The following is a 25,085-nucleotide window of genomic DNA, read 5'->3' as shown; positions in this document are numbered from 1 at the left end:
GGCACGTCGGCCTGGAGGCCCGGGTCAGCTCCCCGGGGCCGGCTCGGCTCCGGCGCGGGGCTCGGTCTCCTGCAGGAACGCTCGCCACTGCCGCCGCTTGCGGACGGTCCAGAGCAGCATCGCGAAGAAGAACACGGTGAGGAGTGCGTACAGCAGCCCGAACCACGTCATCCAGTTGAGCAGGAGCTGGGCGAACGCGAACGGCGTCCACCCGAGGGCGAGCCAGAACGTCGATGTCGATTGGCTGAGTCGACGGCCGGCGAGCGTGACGAGCGCGGTCCGGTGCTGCGGGTCGGCGGGCCGCTGCCCACGAGCCATGCGCTCGATCCGTCGGCGGTCGGCACGGGGAAGCCCGAACGTTGGGTCAGAGATCGCGCTCTGGAACTGCCCACCGCCCCGGACGATGGCGATCACCCAGCAGACCGGGCCAACGATCATGAGCGGGACGATGACGAAGAACGCCCAGTCCGGCAGGCCACTTCCGGTCGAGGGCAGCTCGAAGCGCGGCAGGTGTTCGGCGCTCAGCCACCCGGCTGCAACCGCGGCGACCACGGCCAGCACGATCCAGATGACCCGCCGGACCATCGAACGGCGGACACGCGGTTCGACTGGCGCCCCCGCGAGACGGTCCTCCACCTGCTGCCAGGTCTCCTCAGAGACCGTGGCTCCGGCGAACTCATGCGGGGCCGGCGTGGACACGATCAGCTCGCGGGAGCGGCGTCGCCCTCGCCGGCGGCGTCCTTGGCGCGCTTCAGGCGAGCCTGCGCCTCCCAGTACTCAATCTCGCGCTCGAGTTCGGCGAGCTCCTGCTCCGTGCCGCTGATGCGCTTGGCGCCGTGGGCGTTCCGGGCATCGCCGAGGGTGGCGTACCGGTCCTCGTGACGGGCGGGCTCGATGTAGCGGCCGTGGTTCCGCTCACCCGGGGCCCAGTCGTGGCCGATGGCGAACCAGACGATGCTGCCGACGACGGGGACCAGGATCACGAGGATCACCCACGCGATCTTCGGGAGTCCGCGGATCTGGTCGTCGTTCTTCGTCAGGATGTCGATCAGGGCGAAGACCAGCAGGATGACGGTGATCCCGGGCAGCAAGACGCTCATGTTCGCGATTCTATGGAGAACCTGAGGGCTGTCGCCACGCCCCGAACGCGTGCCGGTGTTGCGATCCGGCCACGGTCAGCTGCGGGGCCGTACAGGGTCGACGTCCGTGCGGTGCTGGGCTGCGAGACAGCGCCGGCCGAGCACGGTGCGACGCACCGAGCACAAGAACTGGGCACCCGTGAACAGACTTCCGGTCAGGTAGACCGGCCAGAAGGCCGTCCCCGCGACGCCGATCGACGACCAGACGACGAGCAACCCGGCCTGCATCGGGAGTGCGGCACCGCTCGCCAGGTCGGTCGCGACGGCGTCGACCACGATCCGTCGATCCGCCGGCGCGTCCGCCTGGCCGACCGCCGCACGGGAGACCGCACGCTGCTCACGCTGCAACAAGGACGCGACGACCTGCTCACGGACGACGGTGCGTCCTGCACGGCGCCGGAACCGGACGGCTCGGATGATCTCCACCACCAGGATGAGCACCGCGATGCTGAGTCCGACGGTCGAGAGCATCAGCCGTGCATCGGAGTCCGGGGGCAGCGCGACGCCGACGAGCACCAGCAGCGCGATCACGAGGGCCACCGCCAGGACGAACCCGCGGATGGGCAGGTCACGACGATCACGCGACTGCGCGAGGTACGCCTTCGCCCGGATCTCCGCGTCGGCCCACCGCCGATCGGCGGCCGTCTGTGCTTCGGTCACCGATCTGAGCGAACCAGCTCGACCTGAGCATCCGTCACAGGGCGGCGACCCACTCGTCCGTGCCGTCGGTGAACCGCTGGTGCTTCCAGATCGGCACTCTCTCCTTCACCAGGTCGACCAGCTCCCCGCACGCTGCGAACGCCTGCGCCCGGTGCGACGACGCCACCGCTGCGGCGAGCGCGACGTCCCCGATGCCGAGCGACCCGACGCGGTGCAGCACGGCGATCCGGACGTCGGGATGCGCGTCGGCGACGGTGCGGGCGACCTCGGCGATGACGTCGCCGGCGCTGGGGTGCCGCTCGTAGTCGAGCGCGGTGACGCCCTTGCCGCCGTCGTGGTCGCGGACGACGCCGACGAACGTGACGACCGCGCCGTCCTGGTCGGTGGCGACGACGGCGGAGACCTCGTCGACGGTGATCCCCCGGTCGACGACGTCGGCGAGCACGACGCGCGCGTCCGGTGCCGGGGACGGGGCCGACGACGCGCTCACGACGCACTCCGCGGCGCGTGGCCCTCGCCGTGCACCTGCGCGAGCACGTGGTCGACCAGCCCGTCGAGCACGGCCAGTCCGTCCGCCACCCCGCCGCGCGACCCGGGCAGCGTGACGATCAGGGATCCGCCGGTGCTGATGCCGGCGATGCCGCGGCTCAGCAGTGCGGTCGGACCGGCCCCCGCGAGCCCGCGACGACGGACCTCTTCGAGGACACCCGGCAGCTCCAGGTCGATGAGGGGCGCGACGGCCTCGGGCGTCCGGTCGGTCGGGGTGACGCCGGTGCCCCCGGTCGTGATGACGATCCGGGCCCCGGCCAGCAGTTCGGCGGTCACGGTCTCGGTGATCGCCCCGCCGTCGGGGACGATCACGGGCTCGGCGACGGTGAAGTCCCGCTCGCGCAGCCACCCCGCGATGACGGGCCCGGTGCGGTCGAGTGCCGGATCGGCGGCGGCCTGCGTGGACACCACCACGACGGCGGCACGGCCCCTGGTCGGCTGCGAGGTCATCGGTTGCTCCAGTCTCCGGACCGACCGCCGTGCTTCTCGAGCACTCGGACGTCCGTGATCGAGGCCGCCCGGTCGACGGCCTTCACCATGTCGTACACGGTCAGCGCGGCGACGCTCGCGCCGGTCAGCGCTTCCATCTCGACGCCGGTGCGCGAGGTCGTGCGGACCGAGACCTCGATCAGCACGCGGTCGTCGGCACCGGTGATGTCGACCTGCACCCCGGCGATGGGGAGCGGGTGGCAGAGCGGGATGAGGTCGGAGGTCTTCTTCACGGCCATGATCGCGGCGATGCGGGCGGTGCCGATGACCTCGCCCTTCGGCAGGGAGCCGTCGAGGATGCGAGCGACGACGTCGGGCCGGGTGACGAGCGTGGCGATGGCGGTCGCCGAGCGGTCGGTCACGTCCTTCGCGGACACGTCGACCATGTGCGCGGAGCCGTCGGCGCGCACGTGCGACAGCTCGGCCGCGTCGGACGGATCGGCCGGCTCGGACGTGGCGACGGGTTCGGTCATCGGAGACTCCAGACGGTCAGGACGTCACCGGGCTCGACGGCGTCGACCCCCACCGGGACGTGCACGAGGTGCGTGGCGGCGGCGTAGTGCGCGAGCAGGTGGGAACTCGGTCCGCCCACGAAGTGGACGACCCCGTCGGCCACCCGGCCACGCCGCACCTGGTGCTTGCCACCCGGTGACTGCGCAGCCGAAGCAGCGGGCAGGTGCAGCTCGGGACGGTCGGCCGGCAGCCCGACGAGGGGCGCGAGCAGCGGACGGAGGAAGACCTCGAACGAGACGAGCGCCGACACCGGGTTGCCGGGGAACGACACCACCGGCACCGGTCGACCGGCGAGCTCCACGCTGCCGAACGCCTGCGGCCCGCCAGGCTGCATCGCGACCGGGGTCACGGCGAGCCCGCGGGGTTCGAGTGCCTGCCGCACGACCTCGTACGCGCCCGCACTGATGCCCCCGGTGGTGAGCACGAGGTCGGCCCAGTCCCCCACGGCGTCGTCGAGCGCGGTGACGAACGCGTCGACGTCGTCGGGGACCCGGACCGTGCGGGACGAAGCACCGACCTCGGCGAGCGCCGCCTGCAGCGCGATGCCGTTCGCGTCGCCGATCGTCGCCGCGTCGGTGTCGGCTCCCTGCAGCTCGGACCCCGTCGAGACCACGAGCACCCGCAGTGGTCGACGAACCTGCACGGTGGACACACCGGCGGACGCGAGCGCGCCGAGCAGGGCTGGGGTGATCGGCGCACCGGTCGGAGCGATGGACGCACCGAGGGCCAGGTCGCTGCCGGTCGCCCGCACGAAGGTGCCCGGCACGAGGTCAGCGGGCACCGTGACGTGCCCCAGTTCGAGCGCAGCCGGGAAGGACCCCGGCGACGTGGCCTCCACCGGGAAGACAGCATCGGCACCGTCGGGGATCCGCGCGCCGGTCATGATCGGTGCCGCTGTGCCGGCGGAGAGCGGTGCGGGGACGACCCCGGCGGGAATGGGCGCGACGACCCGGACGTCCTGCCCGGCATCGGCCACCCGGATCGCGAAGCCGTCCATCTGGCTGTTGTCGAAGGGCGGCAACGGGACCGGTGCGGCGACGGGTCCAGCGAGCACGCGGTGCCCGTGACCGGCACGGCCGTCGACGGCCAGGTCGTCGATCCGCCACGACGCACCCCCGAGGCCCGCCAGGACCGGCGCGAGCAGCGCTGCCAGGTCGTCGCGGTGCTGACCGATCGTTCGCACACGTGCCTCCGAACAGGGATGGTGTCGCCGCTCCCGGTTCGTCCGGGGCCGGCGTCAGTAGCGTATCCAGCGCGCAGACCGCGCCGACGACCTTTCGGAGGACCTGTGGAGAACGACGAAGCCGTGACGATCGGTGTCATCGGGGGCTCCGGCCTCTACCAGCTGTTCGAGGAGGGGACCGCCGAGGAACTGGACGTGCCGACGCCGTTCGGCCCGACGTCGAGCCCGATCAGCATCGGCACGATGTCCGGCCGTCGGGTCGCGTTCCTCACCCGGCACGGTCGTGCGCACTCCGTCGCCCCGCACCGCATCAACCACCGCGCGAACCTCTGGGCGCTCCGCTCGCTGGGCGTCCGGGCGATCGTGTCCTCGAGCGCCGTCGGTGGCCTGCACCCCGACTACGCCCCGGGCACCTTCGTCGTGACCGACCAGCTCATCGACCGCACCTTCGGCCGCGCGGACACGTTCTTCGAGGACGACGTCCAGCACCTGTCGTTCGCCGACCCGTTCGACCCGACGCTGCGCCGCGCGGCCGTCGACGCGATCGCAGCACTCGATGTGCCGTTCCGTCCGACCGGCACGTGCGTGGTCATCCAGGGCCCCCGCTTCTCGACGCGCGCCGAGTCCGTCTGGCTGCGCGAGGCCGGCGGCCACACCATCAACATGACGATGACCCCCGAGGTCCCGCTCGCCGCCGAGCTCGGCATCGCGACCGTCAACCTGTCGTTCGTCACCGACGCCGACGCCGGCCTGGCCCCGACCGAGGACGAAGCCGCCGCAGCGGCCGCCCACGCGGCCACGGCGGACGCAGCGGCCACGGCGGACGCAGCCGACGCAGCCGACGACGCCGGCGCACCCGTCACCCACGCCCTCGTGATGGAGCGTCTCGCCCGCGCCAACGAGGTGATCGTCCGCGCCATCGGCGGGATCGTCGGCGCGATCCCCGCCGACTTCACGCCGCGCGAACTCGTCCCGGCGAGCGCCAGCGCCAGCATCATGCGGACCCAGCCCACCGCCGCCAGCACGGGTCCCACCATCACCGCTAGCACCACCGCATGACCCGCCTGCTCGTCACCGGCGGCGCCGGCTTCATCGGCTCCGCGATCGTCCGCCGCGCGCTGGCCGACGGCCACGAGGTCCGCGTCCTCGACTCCCTCCGCGACGACGTCCACGGCGATCCCGGCGAGGTCGTGCGCGCGCACCAGCAGCAGGGCATCGAGTTCGTGCACGGCGACGTCCGCGACCGGGTCTCGCTCGACGCCGCGCTCGACGGCGTCGACGTCGTCTGCCACCAGGCCGCCAAGGTCGGCCTCGGCGTCGACTTCCAGGACGCCCCCGACTACGTCTCGTCGAACGACGCCGGCACCGCGTACGTCCTCGCCGGCATGGACCGGCACGACATCGGTCGACTCGTCGTCGCGAGCTCGATGGTCGTCTACGGCGAGGGCGCGTACACGACGTCCGACGGCGAGCCCGTCCGGCCGCCGGCCCGCCGCCGCGAGGACCTCGACGCCGGTCGTTTCGACCCGATCGGCCCGGACGGTCACCCCCTGCTGCCCGGACTGATCGACGAGTCCGCCGCGCTCGACCCCCGCAACGTGTACGCGCAGACGAAGGTCGCGCAGGAGCACCTGGCCTCGAGCTGGGCGCGCGCGACGGGTGGACGGGCGATCGCGCTCCGCTACCACAACGTCTACGGACCCGGCATGCCCGCGAACACCCCCTACGCCGGTGTCGCCTCACTGTTCCGCTCGGCACTGGCCCGCGGCGAGGCCCCCCGCGTCTTCGAGGACGGCGCCCAGCGCCGGGACTTCGTGCACGTCGACGACGTCGCCGGAGCGAACGCCGCCTCGATCGCCGCGACTGCCGACCTGCCCGCCGACTCGTTCCGCGCGTACAACGTCGGGTCCGGCGTCGTGCACACGATCGGCGACATGGCCGCGGCGATCGCGGGCCCCGACGGCCCCCAGCCGGTCGTCACGGGCGAGTACCGCCTGGGCGACGTCCGGCACGTCACGGCGAGTTCGGACCGCATCGCCGCCGAGCTCGGCTGGCGCGCCGAGGTCGACTTCGCGGCCGGCATGCGCGACTTCGCGACCGCTCCCCTCCGGAGCGCCGTCCAGTAGCCCCACTTCGTGAGCAGGAATGGTCGGGTCGCCGGACGCGACCCGACCATTCCTGCTCACCAAGCGAGCGCACCGCGCGCCCCGCGCGCACCGCGCGCCCCGCGCGCACCGCGCCCAGCGCGACCACACGCCGGACGCGACCCGACACGAACGCCCGCCACGGGCCTCCCGTCCGCCTGTCCCCCGTTCTGGGGACCCCGCCCCGAAACAGTGCGCTGTCTGACCATCGGGTACAGATTTCCTGTACCCCGACGCGCGTCGTCGTGTTACGTCGAGTGCATGACAGGACAGACCCGTCGATCTGACGACCGGCACCGAATGACGGACATGAGTGTCGACGTCATCCTCCCGTGCCTCGACGAGGCCGATGCCCTGCCGAAGGTGATCGCACGCCTCCCGGAGGGCTACCGCGCGATCGTGGTGGACAACGGCTCGACCGACGGTTCCGCCGACGTCGCCCGCGCCCACGGCGCCCTCGTCGTCACGGAACCGGTGAAGGGCTTCGGCTCCGCCTGCGCCGCGGGCGTCGCGGCCGCCACCGCCGACTTCGTCGCCTTCTGCGACGCGGACGCCTCGATGGACCCCGCCGAACTGCCGCCGCTGGTCGACCGCGTCGCGAGCGGCCGCGTCGACCTGGCGCTCGGCCGACGTGTCCCGACGAGCAAGGGCGCGTGGGCGCCGCACGCCCGGTTCGCGAACCGCGTCCTCGCCGTCCTCATGCACCGCGCGACCGGCTACCGCCTGCGCGACCTCGGCCCGATGCGCGTCATGCGCCGCGAGGACCTCGTCGCCCTGGACCTGCAGGACCGCCGCAGCGGCTACCCGCTCGAGATGGTCCTGGCCGCCCACGCGGCGGGCTGGCGCGTCGACGAGTCCGACATCGGCTACGCGCAGCGCATCGGCGACAGCAAGGTGACCGGGACGCTCCGCGGCACCATCAACGCGGTCCGCGACATGACCCGCCTGCTGCGTGTGTACCGCCGGGAGGCCCGTGTCCGGGTCGTCGCACCGGCGTCCGTCCGCCACGTGGCCGGCTCCACCGCCGCGACCGGTTCCGCGGCACGGCCCGACTCCGCACCCGTCACCGCCTCGGTCGAGGGGACGCGCGCATGACCGCCGGCATCACCGTGGCCGTGGTCGCGAAGGAGTGCCTGCCCGGCAAGGTGAAGACCCGGCTGACCCCGGCGCTCTCCCCCGAGGGTGCCGCCCGTGTGGCGTCCGCGAGCCTCGCCGACACCCTGTCGACCGTCCGCGCCCTGCCCGCAGAGCGCCGCGTGCTGTTCTTCGACGGCGACGTCGTCCCGGAGTCGGCCGAGGGCTTCGACGTCCTCCACCAGCCCGGCGGCGGACTCGACGAGCGCCTCGGGTTCCTGTTCGACGCCATCGACGGCCCGTTGCTCCTCGTCGGGATGGACACCCCGCAGGTGTCCACCGACGCGCTCGCCCCGGTGTTCGACCGGCCCGAGCGCGACGCGTGGTTCGGCCCCGCCGAGGATGGCGGCTTCTGGTCGCTGTACCTGCAGGCCCCGACCGGCGACCTGCTCCGCGGCGTCCCGATGTCGCAGGACGACACCGGCGCCGTCCAGCTCGCACGCCTGACCGACGCCGGCCTCGACGTCGGGATCCTCGGCGAACTGCTCGACGTCGACACCATGCCCGACGCCGAACGCGTCGCCGAACTCGCGCCGGACTCCGGCTTCACCCAGGCACTCCGTGCCGAGACCGCGGGGAGTCTCCGATGACCATGCACGCACCTGTCTCCTTCGGCGCCGGCGGCGGCGAGCCGTACGCCCGGGCACTGCGCTCGGACGGACGGCTCCGGCTGACCGACCCGGACCGTCCCGACGTCGTCACGACGATGGACGTCGGCCGGTGGAGCGCCGCGGCCGACCGGGTCGACCGCTCGCTGCTCGACGACGCCGACGGCCCCGTGATCGACATCGGCTGCGGCCCCGGGCGGATGCTCGTCGCCGCGCGCAACCGCGGCATCCCCGCACTCGGCGTGGACGTCTCCGCCGAGGCCGTGGCGATCGCCCAGCGGTCCGGTGGCACCGCGATCCAGGGGTCGGTGTTCGACGCGGTCCCCGACGAGGGGCACTGGGACACCGCCCTGGTCATCGACGGCAACATCGGCATCGGTGGCGACCCCGCCGCCCTGCTCGAGCGCTGCGGCGAGATCGTCCGCGCCGGTGGCCGGGTCATCGTCGAGACGAACCCGGACCCGCTGGCCGACCGGGTGTACACCGCCCGCGTGGTGGACGCCGACGGCCACGAGAGCGCCGGGTTCCCCTGGGCCGAGGTCGGACTCGACGCGCTGCACCGGCACGCGGCAGACGCCGGCCTCGTGGCGCGGCAGAGCTGGACGGTCGCGGGCCGGAGCTTCTGCGAGCTCATGGCCTGATCACGCACGTTCGTGCACTTGTTTTGCATCATGCAAGACAGTCACGTACGGTCGAGCACATGACGAACAGCACCTTCCCGCTCGGCGGCACCTTCGTGTCCGGACTCCGCGGCCGTGACGAGCGCGGGTCCTTCACGGGCACCCGCTCCACCGACTCGGTCGGCACCTACACGGGCGCGCCGATCACCGGACGCCTCGGGCGCTTCACCGACGTGCAGCGGTCGCGTCCCGGCACCTGGACCGCCTCCACCCGCACGGCCACCGGCTCGTTCCGCACGGCGACCGGCTCCTTCCGCACCGCCTGAGCCGTGCCGTCGCCCCGGTCGGCGGACACGGCTCCGGCCGCGCTCTGCGGCCCGGGCTGTGCGCCGGCCGGACGCGTCCGGGTGCGCGATGCCAGGATGGACCCATGAACGACCGCGCCGGCACCCCCGCGACCGCAGACGACCTCGTCGACATCGACGCGCTCGTCGCCGCCTACTACGACCGTGTGCCCGATGTCTCCGTCGCCGAGCAGCAGGTCGTGTTCGGCACCTCCGGCCACCGCGGCTCCTCGCTCGACTCCGCCTTCAACGACACCCACATCGCCGCGATCACGCAGGCAATCGTCGAGTACCGGCAGTCGCAGGGCACCGACGGCCCGCTCTTCATCGGGCGCGACACCCACGCCCTGTCCGGCCCCGCCGAGCGCACCGCGCTCGAGGTCCTGGCGGCGAACGGCGTGCACGTCCTGGCCGACAGCGACAACGGCTACGTGCCGACCCCGGCGTTGAGCCACGCGATCATCCGCTACAACCGCGCCGGCAACCCCGACACGGCGGACGGCATCGTCATCACGCCGAGCCACAACCCGCCCCGCGACGGCGGCTTCAAGTACAACCCGCCGCACGGCGGACCCGCCGACAGCGACGCCACGAGCTGGATCGCCAACCGGGCGAACGCGATCATCGAGGGCGGCAACGCCGAGGTGCAGCGCACCGAGCACGCCACCCCCGACCGCTACGACTTCCTGCACACCTACGTCGCCGACCTCGAGAACATCATCGACATCGCCGCGATCAAGCGTGCCGGGGTGAAGATCGGCGCCGACCCGCTCGGTGGTGCATCGCTGCCGTACTGGAACCTCATCCGCGACCACTACGGGCTCGACCTGACCGTCGTGAACCCGGACGTCGACCCGACCTGGTCGTTCATGACGCTCGACTGGGACGGCAAGATCCGGATGGACCCGTCGAGCCCCTCGGCGATGGCCTCGGTCCTGGCGCACAAGGACGAGTTCGACGTCCTGACGGGCAACGACGCCGACTCCGACCGGCACGGCATCGTCACGCCTGACGGCGGCCTGATGAACCCGAACCACTACCTCGCCGTCGCGATCGAGTACCTCTACGCACACCGTCCGGCCTGGCGCGACGACGCCGCCATCGGCAAGACCCTGGTGTCGTCGAGCATCATCGACCGCGTCGCAGAATCGCTGGGGCGCCGTCTGTGGGAGGTCCCGGTCGGCTTCAAGTGGTTCGTGCCCGGCCTGATCGACGGCTCCGTGGCGTTCGGTGGCGAAGAGTCCGCCGGAGCGTCGTTCCTGCGCACCGACGGCACGGCGTGGACCACCGACAAGGACGGCATCATCCTGGCGCTCCTGGCGTCCGAGATCGTCGCCGTCACCGGCAAGACCCCCTCGCAGCTGTACGTCGAGCTGACCGAGCGCTTCGGCGACCCGGTCTACCAGCGCGTCGACGCCGCGGCCTCGAAGGAGCAGAAGGCCCGCCTGTCGAAGCTCGACGGCGACGCCATCACCGCCGAGACCCTGGCGGGCGACCCGATCACCGCCAAGCTGTCGAAGGCCCCCGGCAACGACGCGGCCGTCGGCGGCGTCAAGGTCGTCACCGACAACGCCTGGTTCGCCGCACGACCGTCCGGTACCGAGGACGTCTACAAGATCTACGCCGAGAGCTTCGTCGGGCAGGAGCACCTGGAGCAGGTGCAGCGCGAGGCCAAGGAGATCGTGGACGCCGCACTCGGCGCCTAGTCGGTCACCCGCAGGACCCGCACTGGCGGCGGTCGAGGATCAGTCCTCGGCCGCCGCCAGTGCCAGTTCGCAGAACATCGCGTCGGCCCACGAGAACCACGGGCGCGAGAACTGCGCCGGGTCCTCGACGTCGAACGACTCGTGCATGTCGCCGGTCCCGCCGTCGGTCGCCACGAGCACGTCGAGCAGTTCCCGGCGGCGCGCCGGCGACCCGGAAACCAGCCCCTCGACCGCCAGGGCGATCGGCCACACCCGCTGCGGCAACGTGTGCGGACTGCCGACACCGGCGGCCGCGGTGCCGCTGAACCAGTACGGGTTCGCCGGCGACAGCACGAAGTCCCGCGTCGCCGCCCACACCGAGTCGTCGAGCACCGACGGCGCCGACAACGGCAGGGACAGCAGCGACGGGGTGTTCGCGTCGTCCATGCGCAGCACGCCGCCGAGCCCGTCGACCTCGTAGGCGTAGACGTCCTCCCCCGCGGGCCCGGGCACGACGCCGTGCTGCCGGACGCCGTCCAGGATGCTCGCGCGCAGCACGTCGGCGTCGTCCGCCAGGCCGGTGTCGGACCAGACGTCCCGGGCGATCGCGGCGACGGCGAGCAGCGCCTCGGCGGCGAACAGGTTCGCCGGAACGTTGTAGCCGTACGTGCTGGCGTCGTCCGACGGGCGGAACCCGCACCACGTCATGCCCGTCACCGCGACCGGGGTGCCACGGCCGTCGCGCATCAGGGTCTCGGTCGGGATCGCCCCGTCGCGCACGAACCGGTAGGCCGAGGCGTCGTGGTCCTGCTCGGCCCGCCACTGCGTCACGATCGTCCGGAACACCCGGTGCGCCCGTTCGTCGAGCACCGCGGTCGACCCGGTCGCCCGCCACAGCGCGTGCGCGAAGGTCACCGGGTAGGCCAGGCTGTCGACCTCGTACTTCTGCTCCCACACCAGCGGGTCGGCGTTGAGGTCGTCGGGGTCGTAGTGCGCGCCGTTCGGCTCGCGGTTGAACGAGTTCGCGTAGGGGTCGTGCTCGATCAGCCGGAACTGCCGCCGCACGACCGCCCAGAGCAGGTCCGCGAGCGCCGGGTCGTCCGCCACGAACCGCAGGTACGGCGTCATCTGCGTCGTCGAGTCGCGGAGCCACATCGCCGGGATGTCCCCCGTGATCACGAAGGCGCCGTGGTCGTCGAGCGAGATCGTGTCCCGCAACGTGCGGACGAGCGCGCGCTCCACGCGGTCGCCGACCTCGGTGCCGACCGCGGCCCGGACCCGGTCGGCGGCCGCCACCAGCGTCGGCGTGATCTCCTCGAGCTGCGTCTGCGTCACGACACCCATCGCACTGACTCCTGTCCGTCGGTGACGCGGACGGTCCGCGTCGACCCGGGTGGATCGAGCACGTCGTCCGTCCAGCAGTCGAGTTCGAGCGGCCGTGCACCGAGCCGGAGACCAGCGTCCCACGTGCCGAGCGCATCGAGTCCGAGCGCGTACGCGGTGTCGACGGTCCCACCGGCGGGCACGTCGACCGTCACCAGGGCGAGCAGTCGTCGTCGCCGCGGACGGACACCGGGTTCACGCCGCCGCCCCCACAGGGGCACCGAGACCCGACGGGGTGCGTCCGACGCGTTGCGCACCGTCACCGGGACGGTCACCGTGCCCCCGGCCAGGAGGCGCACAGCAGTCACCGCGTCGCTCCCCTCCGCCAGGCGGACGTCCACCCCGCCACCCGGCCCGGGTGCACCGGTCACGGTCGAGCGGCTGGTCACGTCGACGTAGCCGCGCGCCGTCTCGAGGCGTTCGTCGTGCGCCACGGGCAGGACGCCGTCGGCGCCGGGCCACGTCGCGGGGAGTCGCCCCTCGGCCGGGGCGCCGAACACCACGTCCGCGACGGCTCGACCGCCGGAGGGCCCCGGGAACGGCACGACGAGCACGCTGTCGGCCAGGGCGAGCACCTCGGTCAGGACCCGCGGTCGACCGTCGACGACGACCGCGACGACCGGCAGACCGCTCTCGCGGGCGGCGCGGAGCACGTCGAGCTGCGCCTCGGACACGGCGATCGAGGCGAGGTCGACCCCCTCGCCGTTCGTGGTGTCCGGTGCCGGACCGCTGACGGCGCCGTTGTCCTCGAAGCCGTCGTCGTACGCGCGACGACTCGAGCCGCCGAGCACCACCACCGCGACGTCGGCGCCGAGGAGCGCCGTGCGGACCGCGAGGAGCCCGTCGGGGCCCGGCAGGGGCTGTCGGAGCCCGCTGCCCCGGGCGGTGCGGATCCGGGCGGGGCCGAGCCGGGCCTCCAGGGCGGAGCGGACGGTGGACGCACCGGGGTCGACGGGCGGCCTCGGGGGTGCGTAGTCGCCGAGCAGGGCGTCGACGTCGTCGGCGTTCGGGCCGACCACGGCGACGACGGCGTCGGGTGCGATCGCGGGCAGCACTCCGCCCAGGGCGACCACGGCGCGGTGAGCGGCGCGTTCAGCGAGCGCGATGGTCGCGCGTTCCGGTGGCTCGGCGTTCTCGGCCGGGCCGGGTGCTGGTGCAGGTGCAGGTGTCGCTGGTGGTGCTGTCGGTGTCGCGAGCAGGCCGACGCGGCGCTTCAGGGCGAGCACGCGGTCCACCGCCTGGTCGAGGTCGTCGGTGCTGATCAGGCCCCGGTCCAGTGCCTCGTCGAGGTGCGTGTAGGACTCGTCCCACAGGCTCAGGTCGACCCCGGCACGGAGCGCGAGCGCAGCCGCCGAGGCCGGATCGGGGGTGACGTCGCGCAGCCGGTCGATGGCGGTGCCGTCGGCCATCACGAGCCCGTCCCAGCCCCACGTGTCGCGGATCGTGGTGGTGAGCAGGTCGCGGTTGCCGCAGCACGGCACCCCGTCGACGTCGTTGTACGCCGCCATGAACCCGGCGACGTGTTCGCGTGCCGCGGCGAGCGCCGGCGGCAGGTGCACCTCGGCGAGCTCGCGGCGGCCGATCGGGGCACCGGAACCGTTCCGCCCACCGATGCCGGCGCCCTGCCCGGCCAGGTGCTTCGCGACGACCGCGACGTGTCGGTCGTCGATCGTGCCCGGACCGCCGCCCTGCATGCCCCGGACGGTGGCGGCGACCATGATCGCGGCGAGCGCGGCGTCCTCGGACCAGCACTCCTCGCTCCGGCCCCACCGGGGGTCGCGCAGGACGTCGAGCCCGGAGACGAGGGCGACGTGGGTGCCGCGGGCGCGGACCTCGGCGGCGACCGCGGCCGCGAGGTCCTCGACGAGCTGCTCGTCCATCGCGGCGCCGAGCGCGAGGTTCACGGGCACCGTCGTGCCGCCGAGGGCCTGCAGTCCGTGCGGGACCTCTTCCACGAAGAGCGTGGGGACGCCGCCGTCGCTGTGCGCGACGACGTGGTCCTGCACGGCGGCGTAGGCCTCGGCGGAGCGTTCGGGTGGGATGCCGTTGCCCCAGTGCACGCCGGACCAGGGGTCGGCACGGAGCACGCCGTAGACCGCGCCGATGCCACCCCACCGGTCGACCTCGGCGCGCAGGACGTCGGTGATCCGCGGCCGGCCGTCGACCCAGCGGACGGCCTCCCAGCCCTTCAGGCGCTGGTTGAGCTGGCCGATGCGGGCGCGGACGTCGAGGCTGGCCCCGATCGGCTTGTCGTTCGGGTACTCGGTCATCCCTTGATCGCTCCGGAGACCAGGGCACGCTGCATCTGGCGCTGCAGGATCGAGTAGACGAGGTACACCGGCAGCAGCGTGAACAGCGTGCCGGCCATGAGCATGCCGTAGTCGGTACCGGCGTCGACCTTCAGCGTCGGGAGCGCCACCTGGATCGTCCGCTGCGCGGTGTCCGGCCCGATGAGCACCAGCGCGTACAGGTACTCGTTCCAGAACGACAGGAAGTTCAGCAGCAGCACGGTGGCGATGCCCGGGATGCAGATCGGCAGGTACACCTGGCGCATCACCTGCCACGCCGAGGCACCGTCCATCGACGCGGCCTCCTCCAGCTCGCGCGGGATCGTTCGCATGAACTGGGTCAGGATCACGACGGCCAGGGGCATCGCGGTCGCCGGCAACAGGAGCACGAGGAACGTCCGGGTGTGGAAGAGCCCCATGCCCGCGGCGAGGAGGAACGTCGGGAACAGCGCCGCGAACGACGGGATGAGGAACCCGAGCGAGAACAGCCCCTCGACGATCCGTCCCGCGCGACCGGTGGCCCGGGCGAGGGCGAACGACGCCGGCAGTGCGAGCACGAGCGTCAGCACCAGGGCCGCCACCGTCGTGATCGCCGAGTTCGCGATGGCCGGTCCGAGCGAGGCCTGGCGGATCGCCTCGGTGAAGTTCGACAGGTCCCACGACGCGGGCAGCGCCAACGGGGACTCGAAGATGCCGTCGTTGTCCTTGAACGACGACACCACGAAGTAGTAGAAGGGCAGGATCAGCAGGGCAGCGTAGATCCACGCCACGGTGCCGCTCGTGATGGAGCCGATCCGGTCACGCAGCCGGATGCCGGCGGTGGGTTTCGCCATGGTGGTCTCCCGGGGTCTGTCGGTCAGGGGCGGTCAGTCAGGCGTCAAGGTCAGTGGGTCTTGCGCAGGACACGGCGGATGACGAACATCCCGGCGAGTCCGAGCACGAACAGGACGACGCCGACGGCCTGGCTGTAGCCGAGGTCGGTGTCGACGAACGCCTTCTGGTACACGAGGTACGACAGCGTCGTGGTCGCGGTGCCCGGGCCGCCCTGGGTCAGCAGGAGCACGTTCTGCGCGGAGCTGAACAGCATCGACAGGAACTGCAGCATCGCCACCACCCCGATGAAGTCGCGGGCGATCGGCCAGTACACACCCCACGCCAGCCGCCACGATCCGGCGCCGTCCATGCGGGCGGCCTGCACGACCTCGGTGTCGACGCCGTCGAGCCGGCTCGCGATGAGCACCGCCGAGTACCCGATGCCTGCCCACAGGTCGACGACGATGAGCGCGCCGAGGGCGGTCGCGGGGTCGGCCAGCCAGGCCTTGCCGCCGATGCCGAGCGTCGCGAGCACCCCGTTGACCAGGCCGTCGGGGTTGAGCATCGCGTAGAACATCATCGCCGTGGCCGGTGCCGAGATGAGCGCCGGGATGAAGAGCAGGTAGCGGAGCACCTTGTGCCCGCGCGGCTTCTGCACGACGTGGAAGGCGAGCAGGAACGCCAGCACGATCATGATCGGCAGCCCCACCACGATCTGCACCGTGCTGTTCCGGACCGCGGCCCAGAACGTCTCGTCGGAGAACAGCACCCGGAAGTTGTCGAGCCCCGCGAACGTCGGCGAGACGAGCATGCCGGGCCAGCTCAGGAAGGCGATCACGATCATCGCGACGACCGGCCCGATCATGAACAGGCCGTACCAGACGAGCGCCGGGATCGCGAAGGTCGGGAAGCTGCCGCGGCTGCTGCCGACGGCGCGGGATCCGCGGCGGGCTGGCCCGGGCGGGGTCGACGCCGACCGGACGGGTGGTTCCTCGACGAGTACTGCCATGGGGAGCTCCTTCTCGCAGGGTCGGGTGGGTCAGGCGGCCGTGTAGGCGCGCTCGAAGAGGTCGATGATGCGGTCGGCCGAGGTGCCCGAGCCGTACGCCAGGCTGGTCGCACGGATCATCGGCTCGTACGCCGAGTCGGGCACGAGCAGGTCGGGCAGCATCACCGGGGTGACCTGGTCGTCGGTGAGCTTCGACGCCTGGGCGACGAGCGGGAAGTCGCGGCTGACGGTGTCGGTGATCCGGCTCATGTCGCGGCCGGAGTCGAGGACGAACTCGGTCGTCACCGCCGACGAGTACAGGTACTGCACGAACGGCTTGATGAGGTCGAGCTTCGCCCGGCCGTTCTCGCTGATCCAGATGCCGTGCCCGTTGTAGCTCTTGATGACGCTCGGGTGCGCGATGGCCGCGTGCTGTGAGGGGACCGGCCAGCCACCCACGGTGACCTCCTTCGCGCGTTCCTTCGACACCAGCGCCAGGGCGGAGGACATCGCGGGGACGATCGCGGCCTTGCGCGTGGTGAACTGCGTCAGTTCGGAGTCCGAGGTGAACCCCTGCACCGAGTCCACGAAGACCCCGGCGTCGCGGAGCTCGACGAAGTGCTCGACTCCGCGGACCGCACCGGCGCTCTCCGAGATCCTGCCCGTGGAGAAGACCTTCGCCGCTTCGTCCTGGGACACGAACCCCTGGATCACCTGCATGAGGAGCTTCTGCCCGCTCCAGTCCGACCCACCGACGGTGACCGGCCCGATGCCGGCGGAGCGCAGGCGGTCGGCTGCGGCGATGAGCGCGTCCGAGGTCGTCGGGATCTCGCTGACACCGGCCTGTTCGAGCAGCGCCGTGTTGAACGACACCGGCCAGTTCGTCCGGGTGAACGGGAACGCCCGGAGCCGGCCCTGGTCGTCGGTCCACTCCTCGAGCGCCTCGGGGATGATCTTGTCGCGCAGGTCCCACTCGTCGAGGTACCGGGAGACGTCGATCGTGGCGCCCTCGCCCGTCCAGGACAACGTCCGCCCGACCATGTTCACGATCGCGACGTCGGCTTCCTTGCCGGCGAGGGAACTCGTCTCGAAGACGATCGGCAGGTCGGACCCGTTCGAGAGCAGGGCGACCTTGCGGTCCGTGCGGCGGCGGTAGGCGGCGACGACGTCCGTGAACGTCTGCGCACCCGCGACCGCGCCGCTGAGCTGGGTGTGCACGCTCAGCGTGCCGGGGCCGCTCGAGGCCGGGGTGAGGGCGCTGCACCCGGCCAGGATCGGCGCGAGGATGCCGGCGCCGAGCCCGGCCCCGATGAGGGTGCGCCTACTGATGCCGTCCGTCACGGTGCCTCCCTGGCGGTGGATGGTGGAGCGATCGCGATGCATTTGGTACAGCGGTGTACTTCAGGTGACGAGCAACGTATACCGCTTTACACGACGCGGTCAAGCCTCTACGCTCGACGGCATGAGCGACACCACCGCCGGAGCCGTCGACCGACGCCGCGTGACCATCGCGCAGGTCGCCAAGCGCGCCGGCGTCTCGACCTCGGCGGTCTCGCACGTGTTCAACGGGCGGCCGAACGTGTCCGCCGCCACCGCGGCCCGCATCCGCAAGGCCGCCGACGACCTGAACTGGCGGCCGAACCTGGCGAGCCGCAAGCTCTCCGGCAACGCAGGGCACAGCCTGGGACTGGTCCTCGCCCGCTCACGCGACACCTTCCAGCGCGACCCGTTCACGATGCGGCTGATCGCCGGGCTGACCGAACCCCTCGCCGCGATCGGGTGGTCGCTGTCCGTCACCCTCGTGCAGGCCGACGACGAAGCCGCCGTCTACCGGCAGTGGTGGACCGAGCAGCGGGTCGACGGCTTCCTGCTCGTCGACGTCCGCACCGACGATCCCCGCATCCCGATGCTGCAGCACCTGGCGGCCCCGGCCGTCATGCTCGGCGCACCGATCGCCGGCAGCACCGTCCCGGCGGTCACGGTGGGCGACGCCGACGCGACCGAGTCCCTGCTCGACCACCTCGGTTCGCTCGGGCACCGCCGGATCGCCCGCGTCGGGGACGGCCCGGCGCTCGCGCACACCGGCGCCCGCGACGCCCGCTTCACCGCCGCAGCCGCGCGCCGGGGCGTGGACGCGCTCGTGCTCGGGTGGCGAGCCGACGCCGAGGACCCGGTGGCCGACCTGCTCGCCCGGCTGGACCGCGCCACCGCGATCGTCCTGGACGGCGAGGCGATCGCGGCCGAGGTGATCGCGCACGCCCCCGAGCTCGGCGTCCGCGTGCCCGAGGACCTGTCCGTCGTCGCGTGGGAGGACTCGTGGGTCTCGTCGATCGTGCGTCCGTCGCTGACCGCCCTGGACGCCCCCGTCGAGGAGTCCGCCCGCACCGCCGTCGCCCTGGTCGAACGACTCGTCCGGGGTGACGAGGTCACCGATGCCGAGGTCGGCGGGCGGGCCCTGCACGTCCGCGGCTCGACCGGCCCCGCCCCAGCCGCCGCCACCGTTCCCTGACCGAAGGAGACCGATGACCACCGCCACGCGCTTCGGCGTGAACTACGTGCCCTCGACCGACTGGATGTTCCAGTGGCAGTCGGTGGAGGAATCAGCGATCCGCCGCGACCTCGAGGCGATCGCCACCCTCGGCCTCGACCACGTCCGGCTGTTCCCGCTGTGGCCGACCCTGCAGCCGAACCGCACGCTCATCCGCCGACGGGCCCTCGACGACGTGGCCCTGGTGGTCGACGTCGCCGCCGAGTTCGGGCTGGACGCCAGCGTCGACGTCGTCCAGGGGCACATGTCCGGCTTCGACTTCGTGCCCGCGTGGCTCGTGAACTGGCACGACGGCAACATGTTCACGGACCAGCCGGCGATCGACGCGCAGGCCGCCCTCGTCGCCGCGGTCTACGACGCGGTGCGCGACCGCCCGAACTTCACCGGGCTGACCCTGGGCAACGAGCTCAACCAGTTCCAGCCGCCGAACCCCGCCGCGATGCCCGCCGACACCGCGCAGGTGACGCACTGGCTCGAGTCCCTGCTCGGCGCACCCCGCGACAAGGACCCGCGGCACGTCGTCACGCACTCCGAGAACGACCACCTCTGGTACCGCGACGGCCACCCGTTCGTGCCGGCGCACGCCAGCCGGCTCGGCGACGTCACGACCGTGCACTCCTGGATCTTCAACGGGGTGGCCGGTCGGTACGGCGCACTCTCCGGCGAGTCCGTCCGGCACGCCGAGTGGATGATCGAGCTCGCTCGCGCCTTCGCCACCGACCTCGAGCGGCCCGTCTGGCTGCAAGAGGTCGGGGCACCCGACCGGCACCTCGCCGAGTCCGAGATGCCCGAGTTCCTCGAGCGCACGGTCGCGGCGGCCCTCACGACCGAGCGCCTGCACGCGGTCACGTGGTGGTGCTCCCACGACGTCTCCCGCGACCTGGGCGACTTCAAGGACCTGGAGTACTCGCTCGGCCTGCTCGACGTCGACAACCGCGTGAAGCCGCTCGGCCGCCGCTACGCCGAGGTCGTCGCCGACGCACGGCGCTCCGCCCCGATCCCGACCCCGCGGACGAGTGCCGTGGTGGTCGACGTCGACGAGGCCGACCTGCCGATCCGTCGGGCGGACTTGGCACCGGGCGGCCCCGTCTTCGAGCGCTGGCACCGCCTGCGCGCCGCCGGCGAGGCCGTGACCGTCGTGACGAGCCGGACCGCAGCCGACCCCGCGGCGCTGGCGGCACGGGGTGTGACCCGGGTCGTGGAGACCGCAGCGGTCTGACGGAGTCGAGCCGGGCCTCCTGGCCGTCAACCGGGATCATCACCGAGCCCGCGATCCGGGCGTACCGTGACTGCCGATCCACACAGGAAGCCGCTCCTGAGCAACCGAGCACTTGCGGCAGATGTAACTTTGCAGGCAGCGCAAAAATCGTTTCGCCAGCGCATCGGTACCGGGAGACCCTGCTCATGACCCAGACGGCGACCGCACCCGCGGCCCCCACCACGGCGTCCAACGTCGTGATGAACCACCGACAGATCCTGTTGGTGATCTACGGCCTGATGGCCGGGATGTTCCTCGGAGCCCTCGACCAGACGATCGTCGGCACCGCGATCCGCACCATCGGTGACGACCTGCACGGCCTCGACCAGCAGGCCTGGGTCACCACCGGGTACCTGATCGCCTCGACCGTGACGACGCCGATCTACGGCAAGCTCTCCGACATCTTCGGTCGGCGGCCGCTGTTCATCACGGCGATCGGCATCTTCATCGTCGGGTCGTTCCTCGCGTCGTTCTCGACCTCGATGCTCATGCTCGCCGGGTTCCGGGCGCTGCAGGGTCTCGGTGCCGGTGGCCTGATGTCCCTGCCGCTGGCGATCATGGGCGACATGCTCGCTCCCCGCGAGCGGGCGAAGTACCAGGGCTACTTCCTGGCGGTCTTCGGCATCTCGTCGGTGATCGGTCCGCTCGTCGGTGGCGTCTTCGCCGGCGCGAGCGAGCTGCTGTTCATCTCCGGCTGGCGCTGGGTGTTCCTGATCAACGTGCCGATCGGCGTCATCGCGCTGTTCATGGTGCTGACGTTCCTGCACCTGCCGAAGTTCGGTGACCGTGGCAAGCCCCGGATCGACTGGTGGGGTGCGACGCTCGTCATCGTCACCCTCGTGCCGTTGCTGCTCATCGCCGAGCAGGGCCGCGAGTGGGGCTGGAGCTCCCCCGGCGCCTTCGCCTGCTACGGCATCGGTGCAGCCGGTCTGATCGCGTTCATCATCGTCGAACGGGCGATGGGCAGCGACGCGATCCTGCCGATGAAGCTGTTCGGCTCGCGGGTGTTCTCGATGTCCGCGATCCTGTCGGTGCTCGTCGGCTTCGGCATGTTCGGCGCGATGCTGACCATCCCGCTGTACCTGCAGATCGTGAAGGGCGTCACCCCGACCGAGTCCGGGTTCGCGATGCTCCCGATGGTGCTCGGTCTGATGATCTCGTCGATCGCCTCGGGCCAGATCATCTCGCGGACCGGCAACTACCAGGTCTTCCCGATCACGGGCACGGCGTTCACGGCCATCGGCTTCACGGTCCTGACGTTCCTGACCGCCGACCGCCCCCTCTGGTTCCTGATGCTCGGCATGTTCGGCATCGGGCTCGGGCTCGGGCAGCTCATGCAGACGCTGACCCTCGCGGCGCAGAACTCGGTGTCCCCGCGTGACATCGGCGTCGCCACCAGCGCCGCGACGTTCTTCCGGCAGATCGGCGGCACCATGGGCACTGCCGTGCTGCTGTCCGTCCTGTTCACCCTGATGCCGACGAACATCACCGCGGCGATGCAGAACGAGACCGACCTGAAGAGCGCCCTCAACGCCGCGCTCACCCCCTCGGTCGCGAACGCGTCCGAGAACAAGGGCGTGATGGACCAGATCTGGACGAAGATCGTCGATCCCGTGCAGAAGAACGTGCAGGACGGCCTGAACGACGGCGCCGTGCAGGCGAAGGAAGCCGCCGACGCCGCCGTCACGAAGCAGGTCACCGCCGCCGTGCAGCAGCAGGTCGCGGCCGGCAAGCTCCCCGCCGCCGCAGCCGACACCGTCATCGCCCAGCAGGTCGACGACGCCCAGCCGGCCGCGGAGCAGCAGGCCCTCGAGACGGCTGCGGCCAAGGCGAACGCGACCGTCGTCGACGGCACGCTGCAGGTCGACTACTCGGACAAGGCGCAACGTGAGAACGTCGTCGACGAGGTCGCCCCGACGCTCATCAAGCAGCTGAAGAGCGGCGACTCGAGTGCGAGCTCGTCCGGTTCCGCGGCGACGAGCGACACCTCGTTCCTGAACGGCGCGGACAAGCGACTCACCCGTCCGTTCCTGGTCGGGTTCAGCGACTCGGCCGTCCGCGTGTACTACGTCGGGCTCGCGGTGATCCTGCTCGCGTTCGTGCTGACCTGGTTCTTCCGGGTGCCGCCGCTGCGCAAGACCTCGGCGCTGCAGGAGCAGGCGGACGCCGCACGGACCGCTGACGCTGACGCTGCGGCTGCCGGTGCGGGCGCGGGTGCTGCCGGCGCCGGATCGGGTTCGGCTGCGATCGCGTCGTCGGACTCGGTGCCGACCTCGCCCGACGTGCCCGCCCAGCCCCGGTCGGCTCGCGCTGCCGGATCCTCGGACGTGTCGGTGCTACCGAACGACGTGCTGCCGAACGACGTGCCGCCGAACGACGTCGCCACGGACGGCACTCGCGCGCCGCTGCCCGACGCCACGACGCACGGCGCCCACTCGGCGGCTGCGCCCGTCGACGAACCCCCGACGACGACCGGTGCCATCCGGACCCGGGCTGCGCACGCTGCCCCGGCGGTGGACGCCGGCGCCCCTGCGACCGGGGCCGACGCTGCGGAGGCGAGCCGTGCCTCCCGGCTGGACGACGCCGACGACGCGGCGCACCCGCACGGGCGGCACTCGGCCGAGTAGGCGCTGGCGCAGGTCGGCCCTGCCGACTCGGAACGACAAGGTCGACGTCGCACGACGTCGACCTTGTCGTCTCTGCGCGCGTGCAACTGTTGCGGGCGCGCGGTTGCGTCGTCCTCGATGTCGTACGACGTCGAGGGTGTCGCACTGCGCGCGCCCTCGGTGCGTGTGCATGTTCCGACGATCCACGCGTCGATCACCTCGTGGATCGTCGCAGCATGCCCCCGCATCGTGTGCGTGTGCATGTTCCGACAGAACACGCGTCGATCACCTCGTGGAACGTCGCACGATGCACCCGCATGTACCCACGCGCGGCCGCGCACCCACGCGCGGCCGCGCACCCACGCGCACCCGCGCGCACCCGCGCGCCACCACGCACGCGCCACGGCCGCCCGTCAGCCCGCCGGCACCTCGCCCGCGCGGCCACCCGGCCCCGCACCCGCCACCTCGAACGAGGCCGCCGGCAAGCGCTTCCGCATCACCTCGACCGCGGCCGGGTTGTCGTCGACGAGCACGTACCGCCGCCCGAGCGCCGACGCCACCGCGCCGGTCGTCCCGCTGCCGGCGAAGAAGTCGAGCACCCAGTCGCCCTCCCGCGACGAGGCCTGCACGATCCGCCGCAGCACTCCCTCGGGCTTCTGCGTCGGGTAGCCGGTCTTCTCCTTGCCGGTCGGCGACACGATCGTGTGCCACCAGACGTCGGTGGGGAGCTTGCCGCGCTCCCGCTTCTCGGGCGTGACGAGCCCGGGTGCCATGTAGGGCTCGCGGTCGACCGCCGACGAGTCGAACCAGTACTGCGACCGGTCCTTCACGTAGACCAGGATCGTGTCGTGCTTGGTCGGCCACCGCGACTTGGACTTGGCGCCGTAGTCGTAGGCCCAGACGATCTCGTTCAGGAAGGACTCGCGGCCGAACAGCGCGTCCAGCAGGACCTTCGCGTAGTGCGACTCGCGGTAGTCGAGGTGCAGGTACAGGGTGCCGTCGGTGGTGAGGAGTCGCCAGGCCTCGATCAGTCGGGGCTCGAGGAACGTCCAGTAGTCCTCGAACCGGTCGTCGAACCGCATCAGGTCGCCGCGGACCCGCTCGTAGGTCCGTCCGTGGAACCCCATCACCGGCCCGTCGGCGCTCGGCACCGCGGACGAAGCATGCCGCCGCTGGTACCGCCCCGTGTTGAACGGCGGGTCGAGGTACACGAGGGTGAACGTCCCGTCGGCGAGCGCCGGGGTCACGTCGAGGGCGTCGCCGAGGACCACGCGGTCCGGGCCTCGGTCGTCTCCCGTGTGCACGGGACCATTGTGGCGCACGGACCGCAGCCAGCGGCGACTCGGCCTCGCGGCGTAGCCTCACCGCATGGCAGCACCCGAGGTCCGCAACGACACCGACAAGCAGCAGTACTCCCTGGTCGAGGACGGCGAGGTCATCGGCTTCGCGGCGTACGAGGTCGACGGCGACGAGATCCGCTTCGTCCACACCGAGGTCGACCCGTCGCACCGCGGTGGCGGGCACGCGTCGATCCTCGTGCAGCACGCGCTCGACGACGTGCGCGACGGCAGCCTCCGGGTCGTGCCGCAGTGCAGCTACGTCCGCGCGTGGATCGAGCGGCACCCGGACTACCAAGAGCTCACGACGCGCTGACGCGCAAGCACCGGTCAGTACGACCGGTCGTGCGTCCCGACCCGCGCTTCGTGCCGACCGGCGCTCCGCACCGTCGGCACCTTGATGAGCACGCTGCCGCTGAGCAGGTCGTGGTCGTCGTCCGCCGGTGACGGTGCCTCCTTCGGGAGGCGCGACTGCCGTTCGTACTCGGCTTGCGTCTCGTGGCGGGTCGGCGCGAACACCTCGTCCAGCATCCCGCCGATGCCTCCGGATCCGCCGCTGCGCGTGGACTTGTTCGACAGGTCGATCCACCCCACGCGATCGGCGATCCACACCACGACGGCCACGACGGCCACCGCCCCCAGGAAGATCAACCAGTTCACGCGAGCGACGCTACGTGGACGATCCGGCCACGACATCAGCCGCGCGGGGGATTCTCATGATCCGCACGTGTGGTTCATGGAGTCGGTCGTCACACTGGTCGAGCGGCGGCCGGAGCGTCCCCCCTCTGCTCCGGCC

The 25,085-nt window shown here is 72.0% G+C and carries 25 protein-coding genes; 11 read left to right on the top strand and 14 right to left on the bottom strand.

From position 1 onward, the window contains the following. Positions 1 to 24: 24 nt before the first annotated feature. The 7 genes from EDF53_RS11595 to glp form a co-directional block, all read right to left on the bottom strand. Positions 25 to 636, bottom strand: coding sequence for a hypothetical protein (locus EDF53_RS11595; protein WP_148058333.1), 612 nt, complete (start codon positions 634 to 636; stop codon positions 25 to 27). A gap of 65 nt (positions 637 to 701) precedes the next feature. After that, complete coding sequence (locus tag EDF53_RS11590) at positions 702 to 1,100, bottom strand: PLDc N-terminal domain-containing protein (RefSeq protein ID WP_123293711.1); 399 nt, start codon at positions 1,098 to 1,100, stop codon at positions 702 to 704. A 75-nt stretch (positions 1,101 to 1,175) separates the two neighbouring features. After that, the gene (locus EDF53_RS11585) at positions 1,176 to 1,799 is read right to left on the bottom strand and encodes a hypothetical protein (protein WP_123293710.1); all 624 of its coding nucleotides are present in this window, start codon (positions 1,797 to 1,799) and stop codon (positions 1,176 to 1,178) included. Between the two features lie 34 nt (positions 1,800 to 1,833). Next, a complete protein-coding gene (locus tag EDF53_RS11580; RefSeq protein WP_123293709.1) occupies positions 1,834 to 2,289 on the bottom strand; it encodes a molybdenum cofactor biosynthesis protein MoaE in 456 nt (151 codons plus the stop codon). Next, positions 2,286 to 2,798, bottom strand: a complete 513-nt coding sequence (locus EDF53_RS11575) for a molybdopterin-binding protein (RefSeq protein ID WP_123293708.1) — start codon at positions 2,796 to 2,798, stop codon at positions 2,286 to 2,288. Before EDF53_RS11575 ends, EDF53_RS11580 begins: the two co-directional genes overlap by 4 nt. Further along, positions 2,795 to 3,310, bottom strand: a complete 516-nt coding sequence (gene moaC, locus EDF53_RS11570; RefSeq protein ID WP_123293707.1) for a cyclic pyranopterin monophosphate synthase MoaC — start codon at positions 3,308 to 3,310, stop codon at positions 2,795 to 2,797. Before moaC ends, EDF53_RS11575 begins: the two co-directional genes overlap by 4 nt. Continuing rightward, the gene (glp, locus tag EDF53_RS11565) at positions 3,307 to 4,533 is read right to left on the bottom strand and encodes a gephyrin-like molybdotransferase Glp (RefSeq protein WP_123293706.1); all 1,227 of its coding nucleotides are present in this window, start codon (positions 4,531 to 4,533) and stop codon (positions 3,307 to 3,309) included. The genes moaC and glp overlap by 4 nt, the downstream gene beginning before the upstream one ends. Positions 4,534 to 4,638: 105 nt before the next feature. On the opposite strand from glp, the gene EDF53_RS11560 reads away from it, so the two are divergent. The 7 genes from EDF53_RS11560 (at position 4,639) to pgm (ending at position 11,089) form a co-directional block, all read left to right on the top strand. Beyond that, complete coding sequence (locus tag EDF53_RS11560) at positions 4,639 to 5,592, top strand: MTAP family purine nucleoside phosphorylase (RefSeq protein ID WP_123293705.1); 954 nt, start codon at positions 4,639 to 4,641, stop codon at positions 5,590 to 5,592. Continuing rightward, on the top strand, positions 5,589 to 6,659 hold the full coding sequence (locus EDF53_RS11555; protein WP_123293704.1) for an NAD(P)-dependent oxidoreductase: 1,071 nt from the start codon (positions 5,589 to 5,591) through the stop codon (positions 6,657 to 6,659). Before EDF53_RS11560 ends, EDF53_RS11555 begins: the two co-directional genes overlap by 4 nt. A 327-nt stretch (positions 6,660 to 6,986) precedes the next feature. Then, entirely contained in the window at positions 6,987 to 7,772 is a 786-nt protein-coding gene (locus EDF53_RS11550) for a glycosyltransferase family 2 protein (protein ID WP_311316837.1), read from the top strand. Then, a complete protein-coding gene (locus EDF53_RS11545; protein ID WP_123293703.1) occupies positions 7,769 to 8,401 on the top strand; it encodes a DUF2064 domain-containing protein in 633 nt (210 codons plus the stop codon). The genes EDF53_RS11550 and EDF53_RS11545 overlap by 4 nt, the downstream gene beginning before the upstream one ends. Then, positions 8,398 to 9,060, top strand: a complete 663-nt coding sequence (locus EDF53_RS11540; protein ID WP_123293702.1) for a class I SAM-dependent methyltransferase — start codon at positions 8,398 to 8,400, stop codon at positions 9,058 to 9,060. The genes EDF53_RS11545 and EDF53_RS11540 overlap by 4 nt, the downstream gene beginning before the upstream one ends. Before the next feature lie 59 nt (positions 9,061 to 9,119). Beyond that, positions 9,120 to 9,365, top strand: a complete 246-nt coding sequence (locus EDF53_RS11535) for a hypothetical protein (protein WP_123293701.1) — start codon at positions 9,120 to 9,122, stop codon at positions 9,363 to 9,365. Between the two features lie 104 nt (positions 9,366 to 9,469). Beyond that, positions 9,470 to 11,089 (top strand): phosphoglucomutase (alpha-D-glucose-1,6-bisphosphate-dependent), encoded by a 1,620-nt coding sequence (gene pgm, locus EDF53_RS11530; RefSeq protein WP_123293700.1) that lies wholly within the window; start codon positions 9,470 to 9,472, stop codon positions 11,087 to 11,089. Positions 11,090 to 11,128: 39 nt separating this feature from the next. Here the strand turns inward: pgm and EDF53_RS11525 are convergent, their stop codons facing one another. The 5 genes from EDF53_RS11525 to EDF53_RS11505 are packed head-to-tail and all read right to left on the bottom strand — an operon-like array spanning position 11,129 to position 17,881. Continuing rightward, complete coding sequence (locus EDF53_RS11525; RefSeq protein ID WP_260215485.1) at positions 11,129 to 12,403, bottom strand: glycoside hydrolase family 125 protein; 1,275 nt, start codon at positions 12,401 to 12,403, stop codon at positions 11,129 to 11,131. Then, positions 12,400 to 14,721 carry a glycoside hydrolase family 3 protein gene (locus EDF53_RS11520; RefSeq protein ID WP_123293698.1) on the bottom strand — a complete coding sequence of 774 codons (2,322 nt, stop codon included), beginning with the start codon at positions 14,719 to 14,721 and terminating at the stop codon, positions 12,400 to 12,402. The genes EDF53_RS11525 and EDF53_RS11520 overlap by 4 nt, the downstream gene beginning before the upstream one ends. Then, positions 14,718 to 15,572 (bottom strand): carbohydrate ABC transporter permease, encoded by an 855-nt coding sequence (locus EDF53_RS11515; protein WP_123293697.1) that lies wholly within the window; start codon positions 15,570 to 15,572, stop codon positions 14,718 to 14,720. The genes EDF53_RS11520 and EDF53_RS11515 overlap by 4 nt, the downstream gene beginning before the upstream one ends. Positions 15,573 to 15,622: 50 nt before the next feature. Next, positions 15,623 to 16,561, bottom strand: coding sequence for a carbohydrate ABC transporter permease (locus EDF53_RS11510; RefSeq protein WP_123293696.1), 939 nt, complete (start codon positions 16,559 to 16,561; stop codon positions 15,623 to 15,625). 30 nt (positions 16,562 to 16,591) lie between these two features. Beyond that, a complete protein-coding gene (locus tag EDF53_RS11505) occupies positions 16,592 to 17,881 on the bottom strand; it encodes an ABC transporter substrate-binding protein (RefSeq protein WP_123293851.1) in 1,290 nt (429 codons plus the stop codon). Between the two features lie 121 nt (positions 17,882 to 18,002). Here EDF53_RS11505 and EDF53_RS11500 point away from each other — a divergent pair, with 121 nt between their 5' ends. From EDF53_RS11500 to EDF53_RS11490, 3 genes are all read left to right on the top strand, one after another. Beyond that, on the top strand, positions 18,003 to 19,049 hold the full coding sequence (locus EDF53_RS11500) for a LacI family DNA-binding transcriptional regulator (protein WP_111085521.1): 1,047 nt from the start codon (positions 18,003 to 18,005) through the stop codon (positions 19,047 to 19,049). Positions 19,050 to 19,062: 13 nt separating this feature from the next. Next, positions 19,063 to 20,307, top strand: coding sequence for a glycosyl hydrolase (locus tag EDF53_RS11495; protein WP_123293695.1), 1,245 nt, complete (start codon positions 19,063 to 19,065; stop codon positions 20,305 to 20,307). A gap of 185 nt (positions 20,308 to 20,492) precedes the next feature. Further along, on the top strand, positions 20,493 to 22,973 hold the full coding sequence (locus EDF53_RS11490; protein ID WP_123293694.1) for an MDR family MFS transporter: 2,481 nt from the start codon (positions 20,493 to 20,495) through the stop codon (positions 22,971 to 22,973). A 392-nt stretch (positions 22,974 to 23,365) separates the two neighbouring features. Here the strand turns inward: EDF53_RS11490 and EDF53_RS11485 are convergent, their stop codons facing one another. Next, the gene (locus tag EDF53_RS11485) at positions 23,366 to 24,256 is read right to left on the bottom strand and encodes a site-specific DNA-methyltransferase (RefSeq protein ID WP_185021019.1); all 891 of its coding nucleotides are present in this window, start codon (positions 24,254 to 24,256) and stop codon (positions 23,366 to 23,368) included. A 64-nt stretch (positions 24,257 to 24,320) separates the two neighbouring features. Between EDF53_RS11485 and EDF53_RS11480 the strand changes: the two genes are divergently transcribed. Then, positions 24,321 to 24,605, top strand: coding sequence for a GNAT family N-acetyltransferase (locus EDF53_RS11480; RefSeq protein ID WP_123293692.1), 285 nt, complete (start codon positions 24,321 to 24,323; stop codon positions 24,603 to 24,605). Positions 24,606 to 24,619: 14 nt separating this feature from the next. Here the strand turns inward: EDF53_RS11480 and EDF53_RS11475 are convergent, their stop codons facing one another. Beyond that, on the bottom strand, positions 24,620 to 24,949 hold the full coding sequence (locus tag EDF53_RS11475; protein ID WP_123293691.1) for a hypothetical protein: 330 nt from the start codon (positions 24,947 to 24,949) through the stop codon (positions 24,620 to 24,622). Between the last annotated feature and the right edge of the window lie 136 nt (positions 24,950 to 25,085).

This window comes from Curtobacterium sp. PhB78, assembly GCF_003751685.1.
Classification (GTDB): domain Bacteria; phylum Actinomycetota; class Actinomycetes; order Actinomycetales; family Microbacteriaceae; genus Curtobacterium.
The sequence above is the reverse complement of the archived record's forward strand: the minus strand, read 5'-3'. Positions and strand labels throughout refer to the sequence as shown.

Coding starts and splice junctions, on each gene's coding strand:
- EDF53_RS11550 (WP_311316837.1), top strand. CDS start 6,987: ATGAGTGTCGACGTCATCCTCCCGTGCCTCGACGAGGCCGATGCCCTG.
- EDF53_RS11520 (WP_123293698.1), bottom strand. CDS start 14,721: ATGACCGAGTACCCGAACGACAAGCCGATCGGGGCCAGCCTCGACGTC.
- pgm (WP_123293700.1), top strand. CDS start 9,470: ATGAACGACCGCGCCGGCACCCCCGCGACCGCAGACGACCTCGTCGAC.
- moaC (WP_123293707.1), bottom strand. CDS start 3,310: ATGACCGAACCCGTCGCCACGTCCGAGCCGGCCGATCCGTCCGACGCG.
- EDF53_RS11510 (WP_123293696.1), bottom strand. CDS start 16,561: ATGGCAGTACTCGTCGAGGAACCACCCGTCCGGTCGGCGTCGACCCCG.
- EDF53_RS11545 (WP_123293703.1), top strand. CDS start 7,769: ATGACCGCCGGCATCACCGTGGCCGTGGTCGCGAAGGAGTGCCTGCCC.
- EDF53_RS11515 (WP_123293697.1), bottom strand. CDS start 15,572: ATGGCGAAACCCACCGCCGGCATCCGGCTGCGTGACCGGATCGGCTCC.
- EDF53_RS11575 (WP_123293708.1), bottom strand. CDS start 2,798: ATGACCTCGCAGCCGACCAGGGGCCGTGCCGCCGTCGTGGTGGTGTCC.
- EDF53_RS11535 (WP_123293701.1), top strand. CDS start 9,120: ATGACGAACAGCACCTTCCCGCTCGGCGGCACCTTCGTGTCCGGACTC.
- EDF53_RS11480 (WP_123293692.1), top strand. CDS start 24,321: ATGGCAGCACCCGAGGTCCGCAACGACACCGACAAGCAGCAGTACTCC.
- EDF53_RS11500 (WP_111085521.1), top strand. CDS start 18,003: ATGAGCGACACCACCGCCGGAGCCGTCGACCGACGCCGCGTGACCATC.
- EDF53_RS11555 (WP_123293704.1), top strand. CDS start 5,589: ATGACCCGCCTGCTCGTCACCGGCGGCGCCGGCTTCATCGGCTCCGCG.
- EDF53_RS11495 (WP_123293695.1), top strand. CDS start 19,063: ATGACCACCGCCACGCGCTTCGGCGTGAACTACGTGCCCTCGACCGAC.
- EDF53_RS11540 (WP_123293702.1), top strand. CDS start 8,398: ATGACCATGCACGCACCTGTCTCCTTCGGCGCCGGCGGCGGCGAGCCG.
- EDF53_RS11590 (WP_123293711.1), bottom strand. CDS start 1,100: ATGAGCGTCTTGCTGCCCGGGATCACCGTCATCCTGCTGGTCTTCGCC.
- EDF53_RS11490 (WP_123293694.1), top strand. CDS start 20,493: ATGACCCAGACGGCGACCGCACCCGCGGCCCCCACCACGGCGTCCAAC.